Here is a 24837-nt window from a genome sequence, read left to right on the forward strand (position 1 = left end):
GGAGAAACTAGCGTGACCTTGCCACTTAAACGGGTATTTTTTGCATTAAACCCATCAATAAAATCAAAGAAACAAATACACAACTGGTTGCGATATTATGTAGATGAACCATATAAACCGGTGCCTATGGCTAATTTTCATATCACCTTACAGTTTCTTGGCCAAATAACAGAGCAACAACAACGACAAATAGAAATTGCTGTAGCTCACATCGAGAGCCCTAAGCTAGAAGTTAGGCTAGATACTTTTAACTACTGGCCAAAGCCGAAAATTTTATGGCTAGGCTGTCGACAGCCTGAAGCGCTATTGCTTAGCTTACAGCAACAAATATCTCAAGCCTGTCATGCGCTCAGTTTTGTTGAACAACATTCGGATTACACCCCTCATCTAACCCTATCGAGAAAAGCATATGGCTTACCCGAGCTAACAAAGGAAGGCAAAAAGTCGTTAGATTTTGTCTTAACGTTTAATGAATTTTGTCTAATGCAATCTGTTTCCACTGAGCATGGGGTAAGGTATGATGTATTGCGCTGTTGGCCTTTAAGATAAAGCGAGCCATAGCAAGTCGAAATCACCTATCAGTTGATATCGCCTGATACTTTCTGTTCCACCCAACGAAATCGAAACATAGATAATGAGTCTTTACCTAAAATTTATTACCGCGGCGTTTCAGCCAAGAAGCTTTTTTGTACCCATGGCAAGTGTGATTCTCGGTACCGGCCTTGCTGATTTAGTGAGCCTCATTAATGGGCAATTGTTTATTTCCTGTTTTGTCCTTGTCGCTTTAGCACAAATTAGCCTCAACCTCGCCAATAATTATCAATCTGCATTCATCGATACACAACGCGACCATAAGTTTTCCGCTCATGTGCAACGCCTGCAATATAAATTACTGACCCTTACCTACATAGTTACCGGGGTATTTGTAACGGCATTGATTGTTTGCTTCGTCGCCAGTCGAGGCTTAGCATTGCTAGATGGCATACTAGTGTTACTAATAGCCCTACCTCTGGCGATTACGGTGCGCTTAAAGACTTTGTATACAAAGCAACAATTAACTCCCTATGCTATGGTTGCGACGATTTTTTACAGCTTATGCTATGGCTTACTACCAGCTATTAGCTCTTTCTATTTGCATACCGCTACGGTGACGGTTTATAGCTTAGTACTTGCCATATGTTGTGCTTTGCTCACAACACTGCCTTTTTTAAGTGAGCAAGCGCTGACAATAATCAAACAAACCGATAACCAAACAAACGATAAACCACAGCTTAGTGAGAATTTAAAGTGGCAAAAGCTTATCTTAATCACAGCGACAATATGCACGGCTGCAGCCATTTATTTTCTCAACATTCCTCTGCTCGCAGGTATTTTTATTCTGGCGTTACCATCGCTGGTCGCAACCATAGCCACGGTGGAACATTTACCCGATGTTGATATAGCTCGCTCGCAAGCAACCAAAGTTGCGGTTACCACATTTGCGTTTTGGGTTTTATTTACGGTGGGGATGCTACTTTAAACTAAGAGTCGCATAATTCTCGCTAACTAAAGACAAAAACAGCGGCTTAATGCCGCTGTTTGTTTCGTATATTGTACGTTATCAGTGACGATAAACTAGTCAATTAACATAGTGGCAATAGTGGCGATACCTGAGCCGGTTGCACCAGCAGCCCACAGTGATGAACTGTGTTCGTTGTAACAGGCAGATAAATCGATATGTACCCAGCCCTTACCATCGTTGTCAACAAAACGTGATAAGAAACCCGCGGCGTTACTTGCCCCGCCAGCACCCCCACCTTTTTGCGTGGTTGAGTTAGCGGTTATCGCGAATGCTGATGGACATTTCGTTTGGTGGAATTGCTCTAATGGTAATTGCCATGCAGGATCATTTACCTGCTTAGCCGCAGCCAAGGTTTTCGCAGCCATATTTTGGTCCAATGCAAACACGGCGTTATACTCTCCACCCGTCGCCATAACCGATGCACCGGTAAGTGTCGCTGCGTTGATGATCATCGCTGGCTTATCTTCGCTCGCACGCAATAGACCATCAGCCAGCACCAAGCGGCCTTCAGCATCTGTGTTAGCAATTTCAACTGACACGCCGTTTTTATAATGCAGCACATCACCGAGTTTAAATGCATAACCGCTGACCATGTTCTCGGCACAGCAAAGGATCAATTTAACGCGCTTTTGTAAGCCCGATTTAATCGCTAACGCCAGCGCAGCTGTGACTGTCGCAGCACCACCCATATCGCACTTCATCGAAAACATCCCCGCACTTGGCTTAATAGAATAACCTCCTGAATCGAAAGTAATTCCTTTACCAACCAAGGTTGCAAATACTGGCTCATCTTGACGTTGACTCGGGTTATAATCTAAAACCAGCATGCCAGGATCATTGACGCTACCTTTACCTACGTTGTAAATACCGGTCCAACCTTCACGCTCTAAACTATCGCCGCTGATAATTTCTGCGGAAACTGCATCAGGTGCCAGCTCTTTGATATAGAGTAAAGCGTTCTGACATAGGGTTTCAGGAACTAAGTTAGATGGCGTCTGATTAATCAAGTCACGCGCCCAAGCATAAACTTGTTGCTTGTCAGTTAGTGCTTTGACTTGTTGAGCATCACCGGTGAACTCTATGGCCGCTAATTTGCCGACCTTGCTAAAACCTTGTGCAAAAGCCCATTGACTCTCTGTGCACCAGTTATCGCCTGATAACTTAGCACTTGCTACCCCCAAAGATTCAATGGTTCGCCCAGCTTGCTGGATAGTGCGAAGCTCAACAGCTGCGGTGTGTTTTATATGAATGTGAATTTCATCATTATGAAAGCTGACTAAACTGTTCGACTGCCAATTACTTGCTGGCTGATTGCTAAGTTTAATGGTTGCTGCTTGAGTCATAACATATCCTATGTAAGTTAATTAAACATCTCACCACTGATAGAACGACATATATAATATCGGTTATAAAAGCTCAGTGGCAGAGCCTGTTAAAATCGTAATCGAATCTCGGTGCTTTTATAGCATAGTTCATGAAAAGAAAAACAATTTAGTAGCAAAATCGTGACAAGTGAGCACCGAAAACAGAGGGTATTATGTAAATCCTGATTCACAGAATTTATCACTATCAGGGCGTCTCCTGTTCCTTATCAGACAAGTATTTGGAAAACCTAAAATGTTATTTTGTGCATATTTTTCAAGCACATCTATACTCAATTTATCATTGTATAAAAATAAAAAGGTACACTGTGAAATACTTGATGCTTACAGTTTTTTGGCTTGCTCTTGTTGGTTGCCAGCAAGCAAAATCTCCAGAACAACACTATCAATCTGCAATCTCAGCTTATCAAGAAAAAGACTATCAAACGGCAATTGTTGAGCTTAAAAGTAGCTTGCAAAGCAATGTTGACGATTATAAAGCTAGGCTATTACTCGGTAAATCTTACCTAATATCGGGGAACCCGATGGCTGCTGAAAAAGAATTGCGCAAGTCGATACAAACGGGCGCTGACATTAACGACGTTAGTCCATATCTGGCCCGAGCTTTGTTAATGACTCGAGACTATGCTGCGATTGACGATGTCATTAATGATCAAGCGATTGCCACCGATATTATGATGACGATAAAAACCTTGGTTGCGATTGATTACATCTTTAACAGGCGTATAGAGCAAGGCCAGCAACTCATCGCGGATGTTTTAAACGAAGGCGACTCAGAATTATTATACTTCCAACTGGGCAAAGTACTCATCGCCGCTCTAGACGAGCAATTGCCGCAAGCGATTAGCCAAACAACCAATCTATTAAAATACGACAATCAATTTAATGATGTCACATTATTGTTAGGTCGATTGCAACTGCTCAATAATGATGTGGAGGCTGGTATTGATTCGCTAACCTCTTATCTTGCTGCTCACCCGTATTCTTCCCAAACTCAACTCAACCTCGCAAAAGCACACATATCTCAAGGACAACTGAAGCAAGCGAGCGCCTTACTTGAACCTCTGCTAGCCAAGTTTCCTGAGAACATAGAAGTTAATCAATTATTGTCCGAAATTATGTTTCGACAAGAGGCTTATCAAGACGCCGCCAACTATGCCGGTACAGCCTTGGCAGGTAACCCAGACCTTGTGAGATCGAATTTAATCGCTGGCGTCAGTTATTATCAATTGCAACGCCCAGAAAGTGCGTATCATCATTTAAAGTCTGCTGAAGCGTACCTGCCTGCCGATCACCCTGCACGAAAAATTTTGATGCAGCTACAATTCACTTTAGGTTACATCGAAGATGGCGTTGCGGCTCTAGACAAAGATATCGATCTGAGTAATCTTGACCCAACTATATTATCAACTGCTAGTTATGCCTTGTTGCGCGACGGAAATAAAGAGCAAGCAACTCGTTATATCGAGCAAATGTCAAGTATTGACACAGATAGTGCAGAATTACTGAGCAAGCGTGGAGCATTAAAACTTGCGATTAATGATCCTTCTGGTATCGATGATTTAGAACGAGCATTAGAAAAAGATCCTCAGTTCAATGAAGCTAGATTAATCTTATTACAACGCTATTTGCAAAGTAATGACATCGATGGTGCCATGAGTATCGCAACGCGTTGGGTTGAAGATCAACCCAATCAAGCTGCAGCATATGTTGCAAAAGGGTTAGTTTATCGCAGGATGAGTGATGACACTAATGCCAAAAATTCATTTAAAAAAGCATTAACATTTGATCCTGAAAGCTTGAGTGCTCATTACCACTTAGCGATTTACGATGTTGTCGAACAAGCGTATGACAGTGCATTTCAACGCACTGAATTACTACTTTCGATTAATCCTAAACATCAAGGAGGACTTAATATACTTTTGGCTTTGTCGCAGCAATCCGAATACCAACAAAAGTCACTAGTTCAATTACAGTCATTACAACAAGCCAATCCCGATAGTTTGGGAATTTTATTAACGCTTGCTAAGGCCTACCAAATTAGTGGCAAAACTGCTGAAGCAAAGGCATTATTTACCTTTAATGAAAGTGAATGGGCAAGTAATACAACGTTTCTTGATTCATATGCCCATTTAAGTATCAATACCGGCGACTATGTTAAAGCCGAAGAGTTATTTAAACGTGTTTTAACCCTGTCAGATAGTAATTATAGCGCTTATGTTGGACTCATCGCCTCTTACGAAGCTCGACGAGATTTCACTCAAGCAATCCGGACTGTCGATAAAGCTTTAACTATATTTCCTGACGATACCCGTCTTAAAGCCTATGCCGCTTATTTGCACCTTGATGCCGGTAACACTGAGCAAGCTGAATTGATTATTAATGAGATCGATAAAGAGATCTCAGAACAACTTTCATGGACTCTAAAAGCTCGTTTGCATGCAACGAAAAGGGACTTCAATAACGCAAAAGCATATGCCCAAAATCTCTATCAGGAAACAGCTAGTGAAGAACATACAGAGTTATACACTCTTGTGTTAAGGGGTTTGAGTGAGCATAACGAGGCTATAGACATCCTCAGCAAAGCAATAGAACAATATCCCGATAATAAAAAATTAAAATTATTGCTAGCCGAGCTCACGATGAATAAAGAGCCAAGTACAGCGTTCAAAATATATCAAGAACTGGTTAGCAAGATGCCTGATAATGTTTTGATTCATAACAATATGGCTTGGACTGCAATCAACTTAGAAAAATATGATGTTGCCCTTGAAAACGCACAAAAAGCAGCGGATATATCGAATAACGCACCCGAGGTTTTAGATACATTAGGTTTAGCCTATATGCGCCGTGGCGACTATCAACTTGCAGAGTCGCACTTTATTAAAGCCATGGAAGCTTTACCCGATCACCCTGGTATTATATTACACTACGCTGAATTGCTGATTTATTTAAATCGTCCTGACGAATCTCGTCAAGTGATCGCCAAGCTTGATAGCAGTGAAAAAAAGCAAAGAATCGAAGCCATGCTAGAAGATTCTCCAAAATAACCTGATAAGCATTAGCTTCGCTGATCAGACGAGACAATAACTGTACAAGTAAATGTCTCAACAACAGATGTTGTTGAGACATTTTTGTGTTTGTTAGCGTAGCCTTCAAGATTATCAGAAAATGCGAGAGAACTAGGAACATTGGCTCCGCCAAAGCCATAAAGGTTTAACTAGTTTAACTATGTTAGGATAACAACCTAGAATCTAAGCCGATTATTAAAAACAAGTCATGAAGTTTAATCCTAGCCTCAAACCTGCCACCTTAGTTAAACGCTACAAACGATTTTTAGCCGATGTGATCATAGCCAACGGCAGTGAAACTACCATTCATATTGCAAACACAGGTGCTATGACTGGGTGTGCCGAGCCAGGTAATACGGTGTGGTATAGCACGTCAAATAACCCCAAACGCAAATATCCGTTTAGTTGGGAGTTAACTGAAAACAGAGAAAATCATTTAATCTGTGTCAACACGATACGCGCTAACCAATTAGCTGAAGAAGCTATTAACACCGGCGTCATCAAAGAACTTAGCGGATATAACAATTTAACGCGAGAAGTAAAATACGGCAACGAAAATAGCAAAATTGATTTGCTGTTATCTGCAAGCGACCTACCTGATGCATATATTGAAGTAAAAAGTGTTACTTTACTGGACGGTAAGCAGGGCTATTTTCCTGATGCCATAACGACACGAGGGCAAAAACACTTGCGAGAGTTAATCGATATTGCAAGCTCTGGTAAACGTGCTGTATTACTGTTTGCGGTATTGCATACCGGAATCGATTGTGTGCAACCCGCCGCTCATATAGACCCTCAATATAGTAAGTTACTAGCTGACGCCGAACAAGCAGGGGTTGAGATTTTAGCTTACAAGGCGTCAATTTCGCCACAGGAAATCAAGCTCACATCAAGAATTGCGGTTGAAGTCAAAGATAAATTACAGCGCCCCCTCGGCAAAATATGAAATGAACCTTCACAGCAACTGCCTGTCAAAGATTTAAGCTAGCAAAACAGCTATAAAATGAAGGTTTAACGTGATGAATTGGCTGACGTGAGCATAAATCGTCGATATTTACAAAAAATCGCTGTTTATTTCACCTTAAACCTTGATATTGAATTTTTTAGCCTTATATTTCGTGTTTGACAGAATTAACTGTATCTGTAACAAGCTGGCAATAACATAGTCACAAATCCTTTGCCAGTACCCACACATTCTGTTATAGATATTCCATTATTTATTAGCGCTATCAAGAATTGAGTAGTAACTAGGAGAATCGGCATGCCAACTAACAAAACACAAGCGATCGGCATTCTGGCATTGGCTGGCGTTGAACCATACATTGAAAAAGCAGGCGAAGAATACATGAACCCTGCTCAGGAAGAGCACTTCAAGAAAATTCTAGAAGCATGGCGAGCTCAATTACGTGCAGAAGTTGATCGTACCGTAACGCATATGAAAGACGAAGCGGCGAACTTCCCTGATCCGGTAGACCGTGCTGCGCAAGAGGAAGAGTTCAGCCTTGAATTACGTACCCGCGACCGTGAACGTAAGCTTATCAAGAAAATTGAGAAGACCTTGCAACTTATTGAAGAGCGTGATTTCGGTTTCTGTGATTCATGTGGTATCGAAATCGGCATCAAGCGCTTAGAAGCACGCCCGACCGCTGATTTATGTATCGAGTGTAAAACTCTAGCTGAAATTAAAGAGCGTCAGTTAGCAGGTTAGTCTTGTTTGACCCTAGCATTATTTGCAAAAACACTTCACGGCCACGATCACCCTATCGTGGCCGTTTTGCACCATCTCCATCCGGTTTATTACACTTTGGCTCACTGGTCGCTGCGCTTGGCAGTTATTTACAAGCTAAAAGCCTGCAAGGTACATGGCTAGTTCGTATTGAAGACATTGATAAACCAAGAGAGATGCCCGGTGCCGACAAGCATATCTTAAACACGCTAGAAGCCTATGGTCTGCACTGGGATGAATCAGTGTTATACCAAAGTCAACAGCATGCATTATATGACCGAGTTCTCGCTGAATTAAAACAGCAACAACTTAGTTACTTTTGTCAATGCTCGCGAGCGCAAATCAAAAAGCAAGGTGGTATTTATCAAGGACATTGCCGTCACTTAGATTTACCAGCAAAAAACAGTGCGATGCGCCTAGTAAATCAACACCCGATAGAAAGCTTTATTGACGGTTTGCAAGGACATGTGACGGTTCAAAGTAATCTCAGCCATGAAGACTTTATCATTCATCGCCGGGATGGCCTATATGCCTACCAACTTGCTGTGGTTATTGATGATATTTACCAAGGGATAAGCGAAGTGGTACGGGGATGTGACTTACTCGAGCCTACCGCTCGACAATTAACCTTGTTCAAAACCCTCAATTGCCCTGCGCCAGCTTATGTTCACCTGCCACTGGCGGTAACAGAGCAAGGTTATAAGTTAAGTAAACAAAACGCTGCACCCGCCATCGACAATGACTGCCCACAACCAGCGCTGGTTGCCGCATTAGAGTTTTTAGGGCAACAACCTGATCCACAGCTTGAACAGGCAAGTGTCGACGACATCATTGCTTGGGGCATAGAGCACTGGCAACTCGACAAAGTCGCGAAAGTTCGAGAAATCTCACTATAATAGCAATAGCTAGCCGAACTGAATAAAGTGACAACGAGCTAACTAAACAACTGTTTTATCATAAAATTAGCACTAAAACGTTGTCTTTTCGTTCTCTTTTTAAGCAACTTAGAGTATGATCTCGCCTTATTTTAAATATACAGATGTACACAAACACAGATGAAGGTAATCAGTTCATTCATCGGGCTTTTAAAATCCATGACAGGAAAACGGGCAATTAACGAACCACAATACCCTATCGTTCTCGATCGAGACGAACATAATGTTTCCCGCAAAGAGTTAAGCGAGAATGCGCTAAAAGTGCTTTATCGCCTCAATAAAGGCGGCTACGACGCCTACTTAGTCGGTGGCGGCGTACGCGACATATTACTCGGCGAACATCCTAAAGATTTTGATATCGTTACCAATGCAACGCCAGAGCAAATTAAGCAGTTATTTAGAAACTGTCGCCTTATCGGTCGTCGCTTTCGTTTAGCGCATATCGTATTTGGCCGCGATATCATAGAAGTTGCCACTTTTCGTGGTCATCACAAAGAACAAGTAAGCAGCACAGATAAACATGCCAAGCAATCAGAGCATGGCATGCTATTGCGCGACAATATTTACGGCACCATAGACGAAGATGCGGAGCGTCGTGACTTTACCATTAACGCCCTGTATTACAGCATCAATGACTTTAAAGTATATGACTTTGCTAACGGTGTTAAGGACATTAAAAATCGTATTGTTCGCTTAATTGGCGATCCTGAGACGCGTTATCGCGAAGATCCGGTACGCATGTTACGAGCGATTCGCTTTGCAACCAAACTCGATATGACAATCGATGCTGCAACCAAAGCGCCAATAAAAACACTCGCCCCCCTGATGGCAAATATTCCGCCAGCACGCATGTTTGAAGAATATATTAAGCTATTCTTGGGTGGTAAGGCGCATGCAAATGCTCATATGCTAGCTCAATACCAGTTATTAGAGTATTTTTTCCCACACTTTGCAGAAGATCTGCGGAATAAACCCGACGGCACTGCCGTGCAGTTTATTGACAAAGTGCTACACAACACCGATAGCCGAATCAACGATGGCAAACGAGTAACACCTGCATTTTTATTGGCCGCTGTGATTTGGCACCGTATCGAAGCACAAGTTAACGTCTTAGTTAAGCAGCAGATGTCTCATCAAGACGCCTTCTTTAGTGCTATGCACGAAGTGTTTGGTGAACAACAACGTTGTATTGCAATTCCAAAGCGCCTGCAACTGCCGATGAAAGATATTTGGTTTTTACAACAAAAACTTACTCAGCGAGAAGCGAAAAAAGTATATAAGACTTTAGAGCATCCAAGATTCAGAGCTGGCTACGACTTCTTGTTATTACGTGCTGAAGTTGAGGGTGGCGAATTGCAGGAGCTAGCTGATTGGTGGACGCATTTTCAAGCGGCCGCTCCAGATACTCAACAACAAATGCTAAAAAGCTTTCGTCCTTCAAGGCAAAAACGCCGTCGCAGTCCACGAAAACGCAACAAGGTATCTGACTAATGACTGCTCATACGGTTTATATTGGCTTAGGCAGTAATCTTGCAGGGCCCGATCAACAAATAGAACAAGCCCTTGAGGCGATAAAGAACATTGCGAAGACGCAACTCACTCGTGTCTCGTCGCTTTATACAAGCAAGCCTATGGGGCCGCAAGATCAGCCTGATTACATGAATGCGGTCGCCGAGCTTGCGACACAGTTATCGCCTCTGGAGTTACTGGACCAATTGCAAGCGATAGAGTTGAGTTTTGGTCGTGTGCGCAAAGACGAGCGCTGGGGTGCTCGCGTACTTGACTTAGACATACTATTATTTGCCAATAATGTGATTGATAGCGAGCGCCTAACTGTCCCTCACTACGGGATGAAAGTACGCGAATTTGTTATTTATCCATTAGCAGAAATTGCTCCTGAGCTACACTTACCAGACGGAACCAGTGTTGCAAGTTTACAAAAGCAACTTGATGCCAACGGCTTATTTATCGTTCGCCCATTGCACATTTAACATTTCTGTGACACTGTTATCGGCACTTAATTTGGTGCTATTGCACTGTAATATTGTAAAGAAATCATATGAGTAGAATTACCGTAAGTACCCTGCAAAAAATGAAGCAGGAAGGTCAAAAAATTTCCACCATTACTGCTTATGATGCAAGCTTCAGCCATTTATTTGATGAAGCCGGCATTCACGCCATGTTAATTGGTGACTCACTTGGTATGGTGTTACAAGGTCAATCTGACACATTACCTGTTACCATTGACGATATCGCCTACCATACCCGTTGCGTGCGCGCCGGTGCTACCAAAGCGCTGATTATCGGCGATATGCCTTTTATGAGTTACGCCAGCCCTGAGCAAGCCTTCGATAACGCGGCAAAGCTAATGCGTGCTGGTGCTAACATGGTTAAGCTTGAAGGTGGAGAATGGCTAGAAGAGACCATTAAAGGCTTAGTTGATCGCAGTGTACCTGTTTGTGGTCACTTAGGCTTAACGCCACAGTCTGTTAATGTTTTTGGTGGTTTTAAAGTTCAAGGCCGCGACAATGAAAAAGCACTAAAAATGATTGCCGATGCGAAAAAGCTTGAGGCTGCTGGTATCCAATTATTAGTACTTGAGTGTATTCCAACTGAGCTAGCTAAAGCCATCACCGACGCAGTATCTATCCCTGTGATTGGTATTGGCGCGGGTAACGTCACCGATGGTCAAATACTGGTAATGCATGATGCGTTTGGTATTTCGGTAGGCAAGATCCCTAAGTTTTCACGCAACTTCTTAGCCGACGCAGGTGACATTAGAGCTGCGGTTGCGCTGTATAAATCAGAAGTTGAGTCAGGGAATTTTCCCGGCGCAGAGCACAGCTTTAGCTAATGGCTGCTAATTAGGAATCGTAATGAACACCGTTGATAATATTGAGCAGTTGCGCCAACAAATTAGCGAGTGGCGTCAACAAGGGTTAACCGTTGGCTTTGTACCAACCATGGGCAACTTACATGCGGGGCACATTTCCTTAGTTGATGAAGCCCACAAACACGCAGATAAAATTGTCGCCAGTATTTTTGTTAACCCAATGCAGTTTGGCGCTAACGAAGATATTGATAATTACCCTCGTACCTTAGTCGATGATCAGCAAAAGTTGATTGTTGCAGGTTGTGATTTACTGTTTACCCCAACACCAGCAATTATGTACCCCAAAGGTCTCGAAAATCAGACCTTTGTCGAAGTCCCTGATGTCTCGACAGGTTATTGTGGGGAATCACGACCTGGACATTTTCGTGGCGTTGCTACCGTTGTTTGCAAGCTGTTTAATTTAGTGCAACCCGATGTCGCTTGCTTTGGTTTGAAAGACTATCAGCAAGTGCAAGTTATTCAGACCATGGTAGAAGACCTATCAATGCCGGTAAACATTATTCCGGTTGCAACAATGCGCGAACCTTCCGGTTTAGCCATGAGCTCCCGCAATGGTTATTTAACGGATGCTGAACGAGCAATTGCGCCGGCGCTACATCAAACCTTAAATTGGTTAGCAGAACAACTGCCTGATAATGCCGATTATACCGCTTTATGTGATGCTGCTAGAGCACGCATTGATGCGACAGGTATGAAAACCGATTATATTCACATAGCTCATGCTAGAACGCTTAATGTAGCAACTCGTGATGATAAAGAGTTAGTTATTTTAGCGGCGGCTCATTGTGGTAAGGCGCGTCTGATCGACAACCTACAAGTGTCATTAGCTTAATCGTCATTCGTTGTTACAGATAAAAAAGGCTTTGCATCTGCAAAGCCTTTTTTTTTTCAATATCTCAGGATAAAGTATATTTAGCCTATTTTGGCAAATACTTTCGGAAGGAAGTTTAAACTTTGCGCAGCGATTTGCTGCTGCTCTTCTAATATGTCAGCCAAGATTTGCTCGGTAGTAAGAGGGTTAGCTAGTACAACTCTAAACACTAACGTCTTGCGGCCATGGTATTTTGCTACTTCGATTTTGGTTCGAGATACAAATGACTTACCATCTTCACGCTGACGCTTTTGAATAAATTTGGTTAATCTATCGAGCAGACGATTAATCTCTTCGCTTTGTTGCTCTGTTGCCTGTTGTAAAAATGTTTGAACCGCCTGCGGTACATAACGATAGGTTAATAAGCATAACTCTGGCTTAGAAATAAGCTCAAAATCGGGATGCTGTTCTATCAAATCAGCAAAGTACTTGGCCTTTTCAATGCTCTGGTTAATCAGCAATTCATAACCTGGACGTGAGATAATATGCAAGCTGGCGTAAACCATCATCGCCATGCCTGGACGCGAGCCTTCTAAGGTATGTGAGCCTAAATCTTTTGAGCCCTTACGCAAGATATACTCTGCATGATGCTCAATAGATGCCACAGACGCTGGGTTTTTAAATACCACCAAGCCCGCCCCCATTGGCACATACATTTGTTTATGGGCATCAATGGTAACAGAGTCGGCCAACTCAACACCTTCAAGTAAATGGCGATATTTGTTTGATAATAAGGTTGCACCGCCCCATGCAGCGTCAACATGAAAGTGACAGTTAAACTGCTTGGCAACGGCTGCCATATCAACCAATGGATCGACGTTACCTGTTTCGGTGGTTCCTGCAACGCCGACAATACTCATCACCTTGATATTATCATCTTCAAGCTGCTGGCATGTCGCTTTAAGTTGTTCGATGTCCATGCGGTTATTGGCATCGGTTGGTATCGATATTACCGATTCACGACCAATACCTAAGATATCAGCTGCCTTTTTCAAGCTGTAGTGACCACGCGCCGACACTAAAATCGCAACGCTTTCATAACCATAATGTTTTAATGCTTTATGCAAGCCCTGCTGAGCGATACCTTTAAAATCACCATCTGCTTTAAGTAAGTTATTGCGTGCCACCCATAACGCAGTAATGTTGGCTACTGTGCCACCAGAGCAAAATGCACCAAGAGAATGATCAGCGCTGTGCATATACTCTTGGTAAAATGGACTCTGTTGCTGATATACCAGACGGTGTAACATACCCAGCACTTGTCGCTCCAATGGCGTAAATGCTTTCGATGTCTCAATTTTAACCAAGTTCTGATTCAAGCCGGTCATCAATTTTGATAATGGCAACAAGAAATAAGGTAATGCTGAGGTCATATGACCGATAAAGCTCGGTGATGATGTATGTACAGACTGGGCAATAAGTTTATCGAGCAAATGATGAGTATGATCCGAGACATATTGCGGCTGCTCAGGTATCGCAGAATCGGCAAAATCTTTCTCTATTTCACTCAACGCTTTTTCGGTAGCAACAATATGATTCGACAAAAAGCCATTCAAGTTTTGCGATATTTCTCGCTCAATCTTGCTTAGCGTCGAATCTGGCGCCTCAGGTATGGTAAATATCTGATGTAAGGTTTCAGGTGTCGCCTCTGCAACACGTTTTTTGCTTGTCATAACGTTTCGAGCAACCTATGTTGCCATTAATTATAATTTTTATAGCGGTGGACTGTAATAAAAATTAAGCTAAATGTCTTCTATCTTTTGCGAAAAATCACTAACAACCAACTTTGTTAGTTGCTTTCAGCATGCAAATTTATATCTAATCGCCAGCACTTTTGACCACTAGCTTGATACTTTGCCTCAAACGGCGTTAGTGGTTCGCTATCGTTCACATCGGCAATTAAGCCTTGAAAACCAGCAATTTGGGCTGCAAATAAAAACTCTTGCAAATACAACTGCCAATTACTGCGTAAATGCAATGATTTACCAACTTTTAGTATATATGGAAAAACCGCACTGCCATGCCAACGACGACCAATATGTTTTGCTTTTGGCCAAGGGTTGGGATACAAAATATAATGCTGTTCGACTGGCCAGTTGGCTTCCACCACCAAACGATAAAAATCATTGAGATCAGCTCTAAGCAACACAAAGTTGTCCGCTTGCCAATGATCTACTACATTACGATTAATGCGATTATCCGATTTATCGACGCCTATCACCAGCGCCTCAGGGTTGCGCTTGGCTAGAATCCGCGTACTTTGCCCAACACCGCAGCAGGCATCGAGAATAACCGGCCCTTGGTGCTGTTTGACTAACAAATCAACCTGCTCAAATGCTTCTAGCGTATGAGCGGAAATCGGCTTTTTAAACGTGCTCGATAAATGCTTATTGACGATGTCAGCCAAGTTTTCATGAATTCCAGGCTGATTACTTACAATTGCTTTTGAATCACCAAATGACATTAGCTACGAAGTCCTATGCCTTTAGAAATTAATAACATGGCGGCGGTAAATAGCACCACTAAAAAGCCAGTGATGATGGTAAATGACATCATTAAGCTAACATCACTCACGCCTAAGAAACCGTAACGAAACGCATTTACCATGTATACGATTGGGTTGAGTTGTGATACACCCTGCCAAAAATCAGGTAATAAACTAATAGAATAGAACACACCACCAAGATAGGTTAATGGTGTTAACACAAATGTCGGGATTATCGATATATCATCAAAACTACCGGCAAACACCGCATTAATTAAGCCACCTAGCGCAAATACCGCTGAGGTTAGCATGACGGTTATGATGACCACACCAAGGTTATGTATTTGTAAGTCGACAAATAATAATGCGATACAAGTAACAATAAGGCCGACAAGGATACCTCGACACATACCGCCGCCCACGTAACCTGCGACGATAACCCAATTGGGGACCGGTGCTACCAGCATTTCTTCCACATTACGTTGGAACTTAGCACTAAAAAATGAGGATGCAACATTAGAATACGAATTGGTGATCACCGACATCATAATCAAGCCCGGTACGATAAACGACATATAATCAAAACCGCCCATTTCACCAATACGCGAACCGATAAGTGAACCAAAGATAACAAAATATAAGCTAATGGTAATCGCTGGAGGTACTAGAGTTTGTATCCAAATACGCATAAAGCGATGCACTTCTTTATGTAAAATACTGCTTAGTGCAATGCGATAATTAAACTTCACCATATTATTTGCTCTCCGGCTTATTCTTCACTAAATTCACAAACAATTCTTCTAAACGATTAGATTTGTTGCGCATACTTTTCACTTCTATGGCTAAGTCCGACAACTGCGCAAAGACATCGTTTATCGACTGAGATTTATCAACATCAATTTCTAATGTGGTTTCATCAACGAGGTGACAATTATAGCCCTGCAGCGTTGGCGCTTGTGTAACAGGCTCGATATCGAACACAAAGGTTTCCATATGTAAGGTCGCCAATAAACGTTTCATACTGGTATTTTCAACAATACGTCCAGAATCAATAATGGCGATATTACGGCACAGCATTTCCGCTTCTTCAAGATAATGTGTGGTCAGAATTATGGTGATACCTTGCTGATTAAGCTCACGCAGGTAATCCCACATATGACGGCGTAGTTCAATATCAACCCCCGCCGTTGGTTCATCAAGAATTAAAACTTTAGGCTCATGCATCAATGCTCTGGCTATCATTAAGCGACGCTTCATGCCGCCCGACAAATTGCGCGACGGGTTATCTCGTTTATCCCATAGATCGAGCTGCTTTAAATACTTTTCGGCACGCTCAAAGGCAACCTTGCGTGGTACACCGTAATAACCTGCTTGATTGACAAGGATCTTAATTGGTGCTTCAAATTGGTTAAAGTTAAACTCCTGCGGAACTAAACCTAGATAACTTTTTGCTGCATCGAGGTCATGATCAATATCATGGCCAAATACCGAAACTTTGCCGGCAGTCTTATTCACAAGTGAAGTGATTACACCGATAGTTGTCGATTTACCCGCACCATTTGGTCCTAGTAGAGCAAAAAAATCGCCTTCCATAACTTCCAGATCTAGCCCTTTTACCGCCTCGAAGCCGCCTTTATAGACTTTTCGTAAACCGGTAATCTGCAACGCTGGTTTCATATTTTTATCCTCTTTTTATCATCTCTTGCTACTATAGGCGAAAGCCATTCGCTAAATATTTCATAGGGCCCATGCTGAACGACAAAACCATCATTCTTGACGCCATCATTGAGCAACTGCACTCCGAGCTAAACACCGCCATCAGCAGTGCTGATTCCGCTCGACTAGCAGCTACTGATGAGCAAAGTGTCGCTGAAACTCAATACGATACGTTAGGCATCGAAGCATCGTACCTTGCTCACGGTCAAAGTGAACGAGCGGCCGCGTTAATCAATGACATCAATCTCTACAAAAAGCTCAAGTCACGTTGCCAGCAACCACTGACTGAAATTACCATCGGCGCCCTAGTTGAGATAACAGGCGAACAAGCAAATCAGCAAAGGCACTATTTTATTGGACCAAGCAGTGGTGGCATAAAAGTCTGTGTCGACTCATTGACGATCACCGTGATCAGCAGTGAGGCACCACTTGCTCAAGAACTGTTACAACGCCAACTCGATGACGAAATTGTCTGGCCACCAAAGTCAAATAGCTATTGGCTCATTAGCCAAATAAGCTAAATGTTCAATAATGACCAGCTCACCCTAATAGAGTTAACTCAGCAGCGCTTTAACCTTATTCATGTCGACCAGCTTATCATCAACCTTTAAGTAGGCAACCGAGTCACTGTAGACGATGGTAGACTCAAGAACACCCGGTAAATTAGCGAGTTTTTCAGCAAGCAACTGAGCATGGCTCTCATCGTTAAACTCAACTTTGTAACTTAAGCTTTTAGAACGAGCAATTGGCATCATGCCAAGTGCCAATAAATACCATAGTGCTAACATCCCTGCGCTCATCAAGAAAACATTAGCATCGCCATAACGTGATGAAATAAATCCACCTAGCGCACCACCAGCAAACGCACCTAAAAACTGACAAGTGGAAAATATCCCCATCGCCGAGCCCTTTTGCCCAGCAGGAGCGATACGCGATAAGTTGGCTGGCATGGTCGCTTCGAGAAAATTAAAGGCAACAAAAAACAATACGACCATCGCTACGATTAGTGTGAAACTGTCATGTTGCTGCCACAACGTTAATAACGTCAGCATCATTAACAAGATCGCACCACAAAAAACTAACTTTTCTTTGCCAGCCTTAATCGACCAAATCATTACCGGCACCATTAATACAAACGATACAAGCAATGCAGGTAAGTATAATTGCCAATGATCAGCAATGACAAAACCACTTGCCACTAACTTTAATGGCAAAATAACAAACATTGCTGTTAATGCCATATGCAGTACAAACACACCGATGTTAAGACGTAATAGCTGCTTATCGGCCAACATCTGCCCTAACGATGTAGGACTAGCCAGCAAGTCACCTTTAGGTGCGGTGGTTAACGCTTTCGGAACAACGAACAGCACCAGTAACATACCAACAATTGCAAACAATGCCGTTAAATAAAACACCCCAGATAAGCCATAGGAGTCGGCAACTATCGGCCCTAACACCATAGCTAACGCAAATGACATACCGATAAACATCCCGATAGTAGCCATCACCTTAGGGCGCTGCTCTTCACGTGACAAATCGGCAGCTAAAGCTAGCGTAGCACTGGCAATCGCGCCCATGCCTTGCAACGCGCGACCAATAACCACACCGTAAATTGTGTCTGATTGTGCAGCGACGATACTACCAAGACAAAATACCACGAGGCCAGCGACTATAACCGGTTTACGGCCGAACTTATCCGACAACATCCCCATAGGGATCTGCAATAACGCTTGAGTAAACCCGTAAGCACCAATAGCAAGACCTATCCACAACGGACTATAGCCTTGCAACTCAACTCCATAAATGGCAAAAATTGGCAAAATCATAAACAAGCCAATCATGCGCATACCAAACACAGTAGCCAGTGACAGCGATGCTTTCTTTTCAATGCTATTTAAAGCGGTATCATTCATTACAGCAATTCGTTATTGATAAAAACTTAAGAGCTAAAATTTTACCATATCCATTAATACAAAATAAGATAGGCTGGGACCATTAAGTTAATAAGTGTTGCTCTAGTTGCTGTTTTATGACTTCAGGGATAGGACAACTTTTCTGGGTGTGGTAATCAAAATTCACCATCACCGCGGTGCCTTCGGCGCAGAGCGTATCACGCTGCCATGCTTGATGATGGACAACAAAGGAGGAGCGACCTATCGATGCTATCGCCGTCTTTATCTCGATATGATGACCATAGTAGAGCTGAGCTAAAAAATTAACTTCAATCTTTGCGAGTATCAAAGGCCAGTTCAGTAAATCTAAATCAGGTGTAAAAATACGGAAAATGGGTTCACGGGCGTTTTCAAACCAAACAGGTAATTTACTGTTATTAATATGCCCTAAGGCATCGGTATCGTTAAAGCCTGGGGTCAAAGAATAATGGAACATAGAAACACTACCAATTTGTAAAAAAAATGCTTAATCTAGGTGCCAATTTATTCATTTACCCCGAGATTAGCAAATAATAATAATGACAGATTTTATCGAAGTTTATGAAAATGCCCTCAGCCCCGAGTTTTGTCAGGACTTAATCAAGCAAATAAATGCCAGCCCACACAAAGTAGCGGGCACTACTGGCGGTGGCGTCGACCGTAATAAGAAAATCAGCGACGACATTTATTTAAATGAGCATAAAGAATTCCACCCGGCATTACGCACTGTCTGGAACGCAACCAGTGAAGCCATTGCCGATTATGTAAGCAAATATTACTTTAGCCTGATAAGTGGTATTAGCCTGACCTTAAAGCATCCTGTTACGGGTGAACCAACGTTATTAACCGCGGAAAATTTTGATGAGGTTGGCCGCCCTAACGCCAAACACTTATTACATTATTTATACCGCATTGCACCACTCAACGCGCAAAAATATGACAAAGGCATAGGCAACTACAGTTACTGGCACTCTGAGATTTACCCGCAACTAAACGGTAATGAGCCATTACATCGCGTGTTACTGTTTCTCATTTACCTTAATGATGTTGAAGAAGGTGGCGAAACCGACTTTTACTACCAACAAAAAAGCATTAAACCCAAAGCGGGTAGCATTGTTGTAGCGCCATGTGGATTTACCCATACCCACCGTGGCAATGTGCCTAAATCAAACGATAAGTACGTACTCACTTCGTGGGTCATGTTTAATCGAGCTGAACAAATTTATACCGGCTAACTGCCACCGTTTAACATAATGTATAAATAATAAAGGCCAACATATGTTGGCCTTTATTAATTGATGGTTTTGGAAGCATCTACAAGAATCGCTTTAATATACGATCAAATTGCGTGAATTTAATCTTACGCAATAATTCTTTTGGCTTAGTTGGATAATCCGCTAATCGTTCTAATTGATCAACCGACTCGAGTCGTGTGGTATTAGCTAAGATAAGGTCTCGTTCTTTATGCCATTGCGGTATTAACTGTTGCTTTTCATCACTAACCAACAAGCCATTTTCTAGATCTAGACTCCATGCTCTAGGGTTTAAGTTACTGCCTGTAATCAGGTGGAACTTATCGTCAGCAACAACACCTTTAAGGTGATAGCTATTATCGCCATCTTTCCACAGGTGAACATTCAATAAACCTCTATCTATATAGCCCTTATACTTCTTAACAAAGCTACGCAATAGCCTCTCATAGATATAAGGTACTATGCCTATAGTCGAAAATTGCTCTGGTTCAGCAATATAGAAGTCATTGGCCGTCTTGTCGCCAACCACTATAGTGACCTTAACGCCACGACGTAACGCTTTACGCAAATCAGATAGCAACGCTTTAGGTAAGTTAAAGTAAGGCGTAAAGATCAGTAGATCTTCGCTTGCGGCACGAAACACACTGCGAGCGGTAGCATTTAGCTTATTGGCTCGAGGACCTAAACCGACAAGCGGGGTAACACTCAAATCCGTATCAATAGTACTTGTCGTACTGACTTTATAATTAGCTCGCCCTAAGGACACCTTGAGCTTCTTAACCAAGCTTTTAAGCGACTTCTTGCCTGGTACATTAGCAACATTCAACTGAGGTGCCAACTCACTATCGATAAATTGCTGACGCATAAAGTTTACAAAACTGTCCGCAAGCTCAGTACTGCGAAATACGTGGTATCGATCACAGCGATATTTATCACTATAGTGTAAATAAACATTGTTGATACTCGCACCGGTAAACAGCAAAGTATCGTCAATAACAAAACCTTTTAAATGCAATACACCTAAAAATTCACGTTGCTTTACCGGCACGCCATAGATGTTGATGTCGTGTTCGTATTTCGCCGCCATATCGAGATAAAGCTGACGATTGCCCAATGATTCAGCTTCACCAATTAGGCCCCGCTGAGCACGATGAAAATCGACAAAGATATTTACATCTAAGTCAGGGTTTTGCTGCTTTGCCTCATAAATCGCCTGTAAAACCATTCGTCCTGCTTCATCATCTTGTACGTACAAAGCAGTAATATAAATGCGCGACTTGGCTTTGCTTATGAGCTCAAGCAAGGTAGAGAAATATTGTTTGGCCGAGTATAAATATTCAACCTGTTCTAAATGCAAAGGTATTGTATCTTTAACTGACACGCCTTTGTGCTGCGAAAATATCATGTAGATATATAGGTTACTATTTGTTTTTCATGATTATAAACCTATTTAACTTGAATTAAATAGTTAATCAAGGGAATAAACCAATATTGTATAAGAGACAGTGTAGAAGCAAGCGATTAAGAGTGAAGATCACCGCCTAAAACAGATTGGGGTGACATAGTTATTTGCTTTTAATACTGCGCAGAAAGTTAAAAACCTTAGCTAACGCTAAGGGCTTTTCGGAATTGAAAGCCTAGCGATAAGTCACATGGATGTGGTGAATATCGAAAATGCATAGATGCGATCTTTCGATAACTACGACGTAGGCCGAGCCAATACCTTAAACGAAAAAAGCCCGTTCAAAGGAACGGGCTTTTCAGAATTGGAAGCCTGGCGATGACCTACTCTCACATGGGAACTCCCACACTACCATCGGCGCTACTTCGTTTCACTTCTGAGTTCGGCATGGGTTCAGGTGGTTCCAAAGTGCTATTGTCGCCAGACAAAAAACTTTTATAAATTCGGAAATCTGATATTTAACTTTTTTCTTTCAATATGAATGCTTGAACTTTTTTATGTCAGACCATATACACCTGAGGAAAACCTCTTGGGTGTTGTATGGTTAAGCCTCACGGGCAATTAGTACAGGTTAGCTCAACGCCTCACAACGCTTACACACCCTGCCTATCAACGTCGTAGTCTCCGACGACCCTTTAGGGAGCTTAAAGCTCCAGTGAGAACTCATCTCAAAGCCTGCTTCCCGCTTAGATGCTTTCAGCGGTTATCAGTTCCGAACATAGCTACCCGGCAATGCCACTGGCGTGACAACCGGAACACCAGAGGTTCGTCCACTCCGGTCCTCTCGTACTAGGAGCAGCCCTCTTCAATTCTCAAACGCCCACGGCAGATAGGGACCGAACTGTCTCACGACGTTCTAAACCCAGCTCGCGTACCACTTTAAATGGCGAACAGCCATACCCTTGGGACCGACTTCAGCCCCAGGATGTGATGAGCCGACATCGAGGTGCCAAACACCGCCGTCGATATGAACTCTTGGGCGGTATCAGCCTGTTATCCCCGGAGTACCTTTTATCCGTTGAGCGATGGCCCTTCCATACAGAACCACCGGATCACTATGACCTACTTTCGTACCTGCTCGACGTGTCTGTCTCGCAGTTAAGCTGGCTTATGCCATTGCACTAACCGTACGATGTCCGACCGTACTTAGCCAACCTTCGTGCTCCTCCGTTACGCTTTGGGAGGAGACCGCCCCAGTCAAACTACCCACCAGACAGTGTCCCCAGCCAAGATAATTGGCCCAGGTTAGAACATCACGCATACAAGGGTGGTATTTCAAGATTGGCTCCACGAATACTGGCGTACTCGCTTCAAAGCCTCCCACCTATCCTACACATGTAGGAGCAATGTTCACTGTCAAGCTATAGTAAAGGTTCACGGGGTCTTTCCGTCTAGCCGCGGGTATACGGCATCTTAACCGCAAATTCAATTTCACTGAGTCTCGGGTGGAGACAGTGTGGCCATGATTACGCCATTCGTGCAGGTCGGAACTTACCCGACAAGGAATTTCGCTACCTTAGGACCGTTATAGTTACGGCCGCCGTTTACCGGGGCTTCGATCATGAGCTTCGCTTGCGCTAACCCAATCAATTAACCTTCCGGCACCGGGCAGGCGTCACACCGTATACGTCATCTTTCGATTTTGCACAGTGCTGTGTTTTTAATAAACAGTTCCAGCCACCTGGTTACTTCGACCGACCGGTGCTTACTCCGCAAGGGATTCACACTAGCCGGCGTACCTTCTCCCGAAGTTACGGTACTATTTTGCCTAGTTCCTTCACCCGAGTTCTCTCAAGCGCCTTAGTATTCTCTACCTAACCACCTGTGTCGGTTTGGGGTACGGTTCCTTATAATCTGATGCTTAGAAGCTTTTCCTGGAAGTATGGCATCAACAACTTCAACTCCGTAGAGTCTCGTCTCGTATCTCAGTCTTAGGAGTCCGGATTTGCCTAAACTCCCAACCTACATACTTTCACATGGACTACCAACGCCATGCTTGCCTAGCCTGCTCCGTCCCTCCTTCGCAATTATAAGAAGTACAGAAATATTAATCTGTTTCCCATCGACTACGCGTTTCCGCCTCGCCTTAGGGGCCGACTTACCCTGCCCTGATTAACATGGGACAGGAAACCTTGGTCTTTCGGCGTGGGGGTTTTTCACCCCCATTATCGTTACTCATGTCAGCATTCGCACTTCTGATACCTCCAGCATGCTTTACAACACACCTTCAACGGCTTACAGAACGCTCCCCTACCACTTGAACCTAAGTTCAAATCCGCAGCTTCGGTGCTATGTTTAGCCCCGTTACATCTTCCGCGCAGACCGACTCGACTAGTGAGCTATTACGCTTTCTTTAAAGGATGGCTGCTTCTAAGCCAACCTCCTAGCTGTCTGGGCCTTTCCACATCGTTTCCCACTTAACATAGACTTTGGGACCTTAGCTGGCGGTCTGGGTTGTTTCCCTTTCCACGACGGACGTTAGCACCCGCCGTGTGTCTCCCGGATATCACTCACTGGTATTCGGAGTTTGCAAAGGGTTGGTAAGTCGGGATGACCCCCTAGCCTTAACAGTGCTCTACCCCCAGTGGTGTTCGTCCGAGGCTCTACCTAAATAGATTTCGGGGAGAACCAGCTATCTCCCGGCTTGATTAGCCTTTCACTCCGACCCACAGGTCATCACCGCATTTTTCAACATACGTGTGTTCGGTCCTCCAGTTGATGTTACTCAACCTTCAACCTGCCCATGGGTAGATCGCCGGGTTTCGGGTCTACACCTTGCAACTAAACGCGCAGTTAACACTCGCTTTCGCTACGGCTCCCCTAATCGGTTAACCTTGCTACAAAATGTAAGTCGCTGACCCATTATACAAAAGGTACGCAGTCACCCGAAGGCTTCCACTGCTTGTACGTATGCGGTTTCAGGTTCTATTTCACTCCCCTCACAGGGGTTCTTTTCGCCTTTCCCTCACGGTACTGGTTCACTATCGGTCAGTTAGGAGTATTTAGCCTTGGAGGATGGTCCCCCCATATTCAAACAGAATTTCACGTGTTCCGTCCTACTCGATTTCACGGTAAGGTCATTTTCGTGTACGGGACTATCACCCTGTATCGTCAAGCTTTCCAGCTTATTCCACTAATTCACAAACCGCTTAAGGGCTAATTCCCGTTCGCTCGCCGCTACTAAGGAAATCTCGGTTGATTTCTTTTCCTCGGGGTACTTAGATGTTTCAGTTCTCCCGGTTCGCCTCGTTAAGCTATGTATTCACTTAACGATACCTGCCTTATGACAGGTGGGTTTCCCCATTCGGAAATCTGTGCTTATAACGCCTTTTATCGGCTCAACACAGCTTATCGCAGATTAACACGTCCTTCATCGCCTCTAACTGCCAAGGCATCCACCACATACGCTTAGTCACTTAACCATACAACCCCAAAAAGTTTCGAGTGCCTTGGTGACAAAACCAAGACCAAATGTATGTCTGACATGTTCACGCATTCATAAGAATGACTTGAAAGAAATTGATTTATAAAAATCAATTTTTGAAGAA

At 43.2% G+C, this 24837-nt stretch carries 20 protein-coding genes and 2 rRNA genes; 12 read left to right on the forward strand and 10 right to left on the reverse strand.

Annotated elements, in window-relative coordinates:
* The first annotated feature begins 12 nt into the window (after window positions 1-12).
* Together thpR and ACAX20_RS13900 are read left to right on the forward strand one after the other, a co-directional pair.
* Window positions 13-549 (forward strand): RNA 2',3'-cyclic phosphodiesterase, encoded by a 537-nt coding sequence (gene thpR, locus ACAX20_RS13895; RefSeq protein ID WP_371187140.1) that lies wholly within the window; start codon window positions 13-15, stop codon window positions 547-549.
* 85 nt (window positions 550-634) lie between these two features.
* Window positions 635-1519: a hypothetical protein gene (locus ACAX20_RS13900; protein ID WP_371187142.1), complete on the forward strand. Its 885-nt coding sequence runs from the start codon at window positions 635-637 to the stop codon at window positions 1517-1519.
* Between the two features lie 95 nt (window positions 1520-1614).
* Here the strand turns inward: ACAX20_RS13900 and pepB are convergent, their stop codons facing one another.
* Complete coding sequence (gene pepB, locus ACAX20_RS13905; protein ID WP_371187144.1) at window positions 1615-2904, reverse strand: aminopeptidase PepB; 1290 nt, start codon at window positions 2902-2904, stop codon at window positions 1615-1617.
* 359 nt (window positions 2905-3263) lie between these two features.
* On the opposite strand from pepB, the gene prsT reads away from it, so the two are divergent.
* The 8 genes from prsT (at window position 3264) to panC (ending at window position 12400) form a co-directional block, all read left to right on the forward strand.
* Window positions 3264-5993, forward strand: coding sequence for an XrtA/PEP-CTERM system TPR-repeat protein PrsT (gene prsT / locus ACAX20_RS13910; protein WP_371187146.1), 2730 nt, complete (start codon window positions 3264-3266; stop codon window positions 5991-5993).
* A 229-nt stretch (window positions 5994-6222) separates the two neighbouring features.
* Window positions 6223-6960, forward strand: coding sequence for a DNA/RNA nuclease SfsA (sfsA, locus tag ACAX20_RS13915; RefSeq protein ID WP_371187148.1), 738 nt, complete (start codon window positions 6223-6225; stop codon window positions 6958-6960).
* A gap of 315 nt (window positions 6961-7275) precedes the next feature.
* A complete protein-coding gene (dksA, locus tag ACAX20_RS13920; protein WP_371187150.1) occupies window positions 7276-7722 on the forward strand; it encodes an RNA polymerase-binding protein DksA in 447 nt (148 codons plus the stop codon).
* Between the two features lie 2 nt (window positions 7723-7724).
* Window positions 7725-8636 (forward strand): tRNA glutamyl-Q(34) synthetase GluQRS, encoded by a 912-nt coding sequence (gluQRS, locus tag ACAX20_RS13925; protein WP_371187152.1) that lies wholly within the window; start codon window positions 7725-7727, stop codon window positions 8634-8636.
* 198 nt (window positions 8637-8834) lie between these two features.
* Window positions 8835-10166, forward strand: coding sequence for a polynucleotide adenylyltransferase PcnB (gene pcnB / locus ACAX20_RS13930; protein ID WP_371187153.1), 1332 nt, complete (start codon window positions 8835-8837; stop codon window positions 10164-10166).
* A complete protein-coding gene (gene folK, locus ACAX20_RS13935) occupies window positions 10166-10666 on the forward strand; it encodes a 2-amino-4-hydroxy-6-hydroxymethyldihydropteridine diphosphokinase (protein ID WP_371187155.1) in 501 nt (166 codons plus the stop codon). Before pcnB ends, folK begins: the two co-directional genes overlap by 1 nt.
* 68 nt (window positions 10667-10734) lie before the next feature.
* Window positions 10735-11529, forward strand: a complete 795-nt coding sequence (gene panB / locus ACAX20_RS13940; protein ID WP_371187157.1) for a 3-methyl-2-oxobutanoate hydroxymethyltransferase — start codon at window positions 10735-10737, stop codon at window positions 11527-11529.
* A gap of 22 nt (window positions 11530-11551) precedes the next feature.
* Window positions 11552-12400 (forward strand): pantoate--beta-alanine ligase, encoded by an 849-nt coding sequence (panC, locus tag ACAX20_RS13945; RefSeq protein ID WP_371187159.1) that lies wholly within the window; start codon window positions 11552-11554, stop codon window positions 12398-12400.
* An 80-nt stretch (window positions 12401-12480) separates the two neighbouring features.
* Here the strand turns inward: panC and panP are convergent, their stop codons facing one another.
* From panP to ACAX20_RS13965, 4 genes are all read right to left on the reverse strand, one after another.
* Complete coding sequence (gene panP / locus ACAX20_RS13950; RefSeq protein ID WP_371187161.1) at window positions 12481-14112, reverse strand: pyridoxal-dependent aspartate 1-decarboxylase PanP; 1632 nt, start codon at window positions 14110-14112, stop codon at window positions 12481-12483.
* Between the two features lie 116 nt (window positions 14113-14228).
* Window positions 14229-14903 carry a tRNA (guanosine(46)-N(7))-methyltransferase TrmB gene (locus tag ACAX20_RS13955; RefSeq protein WP_371187162.1) on the reverse strand — a complete coding sequence of 225 codons (675 nt, stop codon included), beginning with the start codon at window positions 14901-14903 and terminating at the stop codon, window positions 14229-14231.
* Complete coding sequence (locus ACAX20_RS13960; RefSeq protein ID WP_371187164.1) at window positions 14903-15676, reverse strand: ABC transporter permease; 774 nt, start codon at window positions 15674-15676, stop codon at window positions 14903-14905. The genes ACAX20_RS13955 and ACAX20_RS13960 overlap by 1 nt, the downstream gene beginning before the upstream one ends.
* Window position 15677: 1 nt before the next feature.
* Window positions 15678-16601 carry an ABC transporter ATP-binding protein gene (locus ACAX20_RS13965; protein ID WP_371187166.1) on the reverse strand — a complete coding sequence of 308 codons (924 nt, stop codon included), beginning with the start codon at window positions 16599-16601 and terminating at the stop codon, window positions 15678-15680.
* 71 nt (window positions 16602-16672) lie between these two features.
* On the opposite strand from ACAX20_RS13965, the gene ACAX20_RS13970 reads away from it, so the two are divergent.
* Window positions 16673-17161 carry a hypothetical protein gene (locus ACAX20_RS13970; protein ID WP_371187168.1) on the forward strand — a complete coding sequence of 163 codons (489 nt, stop codon included), beginning with the start codon at window positions 16673-16675 and terminating at the stop codon, window positions 17159-17161.
* Between the two features lie 33 nt (window positions 17162-17194).
* On the opposite strand, the gene ACAX20_RS13975 is transcribed toward ACAX20_RS13970, so the two are convergent.
* Together ACAX20_RS13975 and ACAX20_RS13980 are read right to left on the reverse strand one after the other, a co-directional pair.
* Window positions 17195-18556, reverse strand: a complete 1362-nt coding sequence (locus tag ACAX20_RS13975) for an MFS transporter (RefSeq protein ID WP_371187170.1) — start codon at window positions 18554-18556, stop codon at window positions 17195-17197.
* An 82-nt stretch (window positions 18557-18638) separates the two neighbouring features.
* On the reverse strand, window positions 18639-19031 hold the full coding sequence (locus ACAX20_RS13980) for an acyl-CoA thioesterase (RefSeq protein WP_371187172.1): 393 nt from the start codon (window positions 19029-19031) through the stop codon (window positions 18639-18641).
* 82 nt (window positions 19032-19113) lie between these two features.
* Between ACAX20_RS13980 and ACAX20_RS13985 the strand changes: the two genes are divergently transcribed.
* On the forward strand, window positions 19114-19809 hold the full coding sequence (locus ACAX20_RS13985) for a 2OG-Fe(II) oxygenase (protein ID WP_371187174.1): 696 nt from the start codon (window positions 19114-19116) through the stop codon (window positions 19807-19809).
* Between the two features lie 79 nt (window positions 19810-19888).
* Here ACAX20_RS13985 and pssA read toward each other — a convergent pair whose 3' ends face one another.
* The 3 genes from pssA to ACAX20_RS14000 form a co-directional block, all read right to left on the reverse strand.
* Window positions 19889-21208, reverse strand: a complete 1320-nt coding sequence (pssA, locus tag ACAX20_RS13990; protein WP_371187176.1) for a CDP-diacylglycerol--serine O-phosphatidyltransferase — start codon at window positions 21206-21208, stop codon at window positions 19889-19891.
* 391 nt (window positions 21209-21599) lie between these two features.
* Window positions 21600-21714 (reverse strand): 5S ribosomal RNA (gene rrf / locus ACAX20_RS13995).
* Window positions 21715-21829: 115 nt separating this feature from the next.
* Window positions 21830-24711 (reverse strand): 23S ribosomal RNA (locus ACAX20_RS14000).
* Window positions 24712-24837 lie beyond the last annotated feature (126 nt).

The sequence above is a fragment of the Thalassotalea sp. Sam97 genome, from assembly GCF_041379765.1.
Classification (GTDB): Bacteria; Pseudomonadota; Gammaproteobacteria; order Enterobacterales; family Alteromonadaceae; genus Thalassotalea_A; species Thalassotalea_A maritima.